Source organism: Nocardia sp. NPDC057272, from assembly GCF_042668615.1.
Taxonomy (GTDB): domain Bacteria; phylum Actinomycetota; class Actinomycetes; order Mycobacteriales; family Mycobacteriaceae; genus Nocardia.
Window position 1 is genome coordinate 1 of sequence record NZ_JBHUYK010000062.1, and the last position, 4009, is coordinate 4009.

General features: G+C 64.9%; 5 protein-coding genes and 1 pseudogene. 4 read left to right on the plus strand and 2 right to left on the minus strand.

Annotated features, from left to right (window positions below):
- Positions 1-676 (plus strand): alpha/beta hydrolase (locus ACFULV_RS34855; protein ID WP_378664361.1); only part of this gene is annotated, 676 nt, incomplete at its 5' end.
- A 9-nt stretch (positions 677-685) separates the two neighbouring features.
- Here ACFULV_RS34855 and ACFULV_RS34860 read toward each other — a convergent pair.
- Positions 686-811 carry a hypothetical protein gene (locus ACFULV_RS34860; RefSeq protein ID WP_378664364.1) on the minus strand — a complete coding sequence of 42 codons (126 nt, stop codon included), beginning with the start codon at positions 809-811 and terminating at the stop codon, positions 686-688.
- A gap of 1047 nt (positions 812-1858) precedes the next feature.
- Here ACFULV_RS34860 and ACFULV_RS34865 point away from each other — a divergent pair.
- From ACFULV_RS34865 to ACFULV_RS34875, 3 genes and pseudogenes are all read left to right on the plus strand, one after another.
- Positions 1859-2758 (plus strand): SDR family NAD(P)-dependent oxidoreductase, encoded by a 900-nt coding sequence (locus ACFULV_RS34865; protein WP_378664367.1) that lies wholly within the window; start codon positions 1859-1861, stop codon positions 2756-2758.
- A gap of 94 nt (positions 2759-2852) precedes the next feature.
- Positions 2853-3587, plus strand: coding sequence for a zinc-binding alcohol dehydrogenase family protein (locus ACFULV_RS34870; protein WP_378664370.1), 735 nt, complete (start codon positions 2853-2855; stop codon positions 3585-3587).
- Between the two features lie 42 nt (positions 3588-3629).
- Positions 3630-3821: pseudogene (locus ACFULV_RS34875) on the plus strand (zinc-binding dehydrogenase); the annotation flags it as partial.
- Here ACFULV_RS34875 and ACFULV_RS34880 read toward each other — a convergent pair.
- The coding region (locus tag ACFULV_RS34880) for a hypothetical protein (protein ID WP_378664372.1) at positions 3805-4009 on the minus strand (205 nt) is incomplete at its 5' end. The pseudogene ACFULV_RS34875 and the gene ACFULV_RS34880 overlap by 17 nt on opposite strands.

Genomic DNA, 4009 nt, shown 5'->3' on the forward strand with positions numbered 1-4009 from the left:
CTTCCGGACCAGCGACTTCAGCTTCGTGATCGACCACCTCGTCACGCTGCCGTATGTCGACGCGGACAACATCGGAGTGCTCGCGATCTGTGGCGGCGCCGGCTACGCGGTAGCTGCCACCAAGATCGACCGCCGGATCAAGGCACTCGGCACCGTCGTCGGCAGCAACGTCGGCCGGCTGATGCGCGAGGGCTTCTCCGAGTACAACCCGATGGGCATGCTCGAGGCCATCGCCGCGCAGCGCACCGCGCAGGCGCGCGGCCAGGCCCAGGTGATCAACGATCTGCTGCCGCCGTCGGTCGAGGCGGCCAAGCAGGCGGGCGTCACCGATATCGATGTGCTCGAGGCCACCGACTACTACAAGACCGATCGCGGCCAAGCCCCCGGTGGCAAGACCAGCTTCAACTTCGGTCGCCAAGCCGCCCTGGCCGATTGGGACGCCTACGACCGCGTCGAGGTGTTCCTGACGCAGCCGCTGTGCGTGGTGATCGGCGACAAGCCCGGCGCCTTCGCTTCGCAGCGACTGAGCATGGAGCTCTACGGTCGTGCCGCGTCGAAGGACAAGCAACTCGTCGTGGTCGAGGGTGCCTCGCACTACGACCTCTACGACCAGCCCGGCCCTACCGGCGAAGCGCTGGAGAGCCTGGTGCCGTTCTTCGGCAAGCACCTGAGCTGATCGCTCTATTCATGTAGCGAGGGCCACCGGAACACCGGTGGCCCTCGCTGTGCCCGCCTCTACGGACAACCCGCCGAGCCACCACCATCCACCGCCCAGTTCCACGCCGTCGGGGATTCCCAGGTAGTCGGGCACGAACCGCACCGAAGGTCCCCCAACGGTATTGATAGCCGCCACTTCGCAATTCGCCGATACAAAACACAAGTGGCGCGGTAAGGGACTGCCGTAATAGCCGTCGTCGTCCGCAGTCTCCAACGCGGCCACCGCAGTGAACGCCGGTCGCGCGAGCCAGAATCGGGTCGACGCCCCGACCTCGGGACAAGCAACGAACAGAGCCGGTGCTCCGATTCTCACCACGGCCATCGCCGCGGTGATCACCAATGGCCATCGCTGCGCCTGCTTGCGAGCACGGACCATGCGACCGCGAATAGCACGATCACGATCACCCCCTACGAGCACCGGCAGCGCCAGCAGCCATAATTCCGTCACGACCCAACCTCGATGCAAGCCGACCATGCTTGCCGTCAGCATCAGAAATGCAGCGCATGCGACCGCAACCGCGGGACAAGACTTCGCAGGAACACGACGACAACATATCCCGATGGTGTGGCGGATCCGCGCGGAGAAGGTGCCGAAATCGTGTGGTCCGGTCGCGCAGGGGTCAGCAGTATCGTTCCGCGGCCAGTGCCGCGAGCAGGTCCAGATCGGCCATGGCGTGGGCGGTGGCTCCGATTTCGGAGATCGTCGCGGCTTTCACGTAGGTAGAGGTCGGCGAGCGCGCCCGATTCAGGGGCGTGCGGGCGCAGTGCGAACGCCGACGAAGACGCGTACTTACGCTAGCGAGCCGGCAAGCGATCGATGTCATCAGGTGGCGGGTGGCCGAACACCGGCACGACGATCTCGCCCACCAGCCATGCCAGCCCGACCACGACGGACCGCTACGGACTGCTGAGTTCCAGCGTCTCGCCGCCACCCGCACCCGACAGACGAAGGCTGCTCGCACCCTCCCGAGCGCACCTCGGCCGCACGCCGAGGACAGACAGCGTCGGCTGATTTCGCTCATTCTCTTGCGTCGCCGCCACCAAGATGCCATATACTATCAAATATATTTTAGATGCGACGAGGCGCCAGGCGTCCCGTCAACCTGTCGTCCATGCCACGCATGGAGGGAAGCGAGAGACCATGTTGCGTTTTGACGGGAAGGTCGCCATCGTCACGGGCGCCGGTCGGGGGCTCGGCCGCTCGCACGCGCTGCTGCTGGCTTCACGAGGAGCATCGGTCGTGGTCAACGACTTCGGAACTTCTGCCGCAGGCAAAGGGTTCGACACCTCTCCGGCTGACGACGTGGTCTCAGAGATCATCGCGGCGGGCGGAAAGGCCGTGGCGAACTACGACAGTGTGTCGACAGGCGCCGAAGCGATCGTGCAGACCGCGGTCGAGGCATTCGGACGTCTCGACATCGTCGTGAACAATGCCGGCATCAACCACATGACGCCCTTCGGTCCGGAAGCGATCGAGGGCATCCGCCAGCACATGGAGGTCAACTTCCTCGGCACCGCAGCCGTGACTGCCGCTGCATGGCCCCATCTCATCGCGTCCGGCGCGGGGCGAATCGTCAACACCGCGTCGCCGACGCTGGTCGGCTTCGAACAGCAGAGCGCGTACGTCGCCTCCAAAGGCGCCATCTTCTCGTTCACCCGCACCCTCGCCATGGAAGCGCTCAAGGTGGGTATTCGCGTTAACGCGATCGCCCCTACTGCCTACACGCGAATGGCGGCGGAAGCGGAGATTCCCAACGATCTCAAACAGCGACTCGAGAAGACTATGACCACCGCGATGGTCTCCCCCACGGTCGCCTACCTCGCGCATGAGGACTGTTCCATCACCGGCGAGACACTGCTCAGCCAGGGTGGCTTGATGCAACGCTTCGCGCTAACGATGAACAACGGCTACACCAACCCCGAGGCAACTCCCGAGGACATCCAAGCCAACCTCGACGTGATCCTCGACGACTCCAGCAGCAAGCCGGTCGGAATCATCGGCTCGGAAAACGAGGGTTCGCTTCTCGACTTGTTCAACTGACCGGGAACAGGCCGGGGCGAGCATCGACCTCACCCCGGCCGCAGCTCTTGAGCACCGCTGACCCAGCCGCCGGAGGAGCACAGATTGACGACCGATGCGCGCACTCGTTTCCGGGATCGGCCCCGACTGGGCACTCCAGGAAGTCCCGCGCCCGCAGCCGGCGCCAGGACAGATCCTGATCCGTAACCGGGCTGCGGCCACCAACAACGCCGACCTGCCGATGCTCGCCGAAGCTGACCCGACCCACGGCGGACACGGCAACGACTTCATCGCAGGATTCGAATACGCCGGTGAGGTCGTCGCGCTCGGTGACAGCGTCCACGGCTGGCAGGTCGGCGACCACGTGATGGGGTCGATTCCGTCGTCGTTCGCCGAATACGTCGTCGCCGATCAACGCTTCGTTCTCCCTCGCCCCGCAAACCTCGACCCCGCCGTTGCGTGCGCGCTGCCCACCGGCCTGCTCACCGAACACGGCGCACTCACCGCCGTCGGTTTCACTGCGGGCCAGCGCTTGCTCATCACCGGCGCTTCCACTGGCATCGGACTCATCGGTGCCCAAGTGGCCAAAGCCCTCGGCGCCGCCCAGGTCATCGGCACCACCCGCACCGCCACGAACCGCGAACTGCCGACAAACGCCGGGGTTAATACAGTCATCGTCACCGACGAGCAGGACCTCACCCAGGCAACCTTGGATGCCACCGACGACCAAGGCGTCGATGTGGTTTCGACCACATCGACGGCCAGACTTTCTCCCAATGCCTGCCCGCGACAAGAGTCGACGGCCACATCGTCAACATCGGCCGCCTGGCCGGACCGACCTCGACCTTGACGCGCTGTTCTACCGCCACCTCACCGTGCACGGGGCGTCTTTCGGGTTCACCCGCGACCAGAAAATGGCCGACGTCATCGCGCACTCCTGCCCGAGGTGATCCCGGCCGTCGCGCGCGGACAGATCCGGCCTGAGATCGACCACGCCGTAGATCTGACACAGTTCCAGCGTGCCGCCGACCGGCTGAGATCGGGCGAAGCAGTCGGCAAAGTCGTCATCAGTATGAACGGGTGAGAATGGGCGGCGCGGTGTCGATTACCGTCAGCCACTCGCTCCGGTTTGCCGTTCGCGCAAGCGTCCGAGCGGCATCTCGCAGTCGCGCTCCTGTTGAAACATTGGGCGGCAGATTTGTCACCCCGATGAACTTGCCGCTACCGGATTGGACGCTTCTGAGCGAGATGCCGAACCCCCATTTCCGGAAA

Bases quoted from the DNA above. Each gene is read 5' to 3' on its own strand.
- ACFULV_RS34865 (WP_378664367.1), top strand. From the start codon at position 1,859: ATGTTGCGTTTTGACGGGAAGGTCGCCATCGTCACGGGCGCCGGTCGG.
- ACFULV_RS34870 (WP_378664370.1), top strand. From the start codon at position 2,853: ATGCGCGCACTCGTTTCCGGGATCGGCCCCGACTGGGCACTCCAGGAA.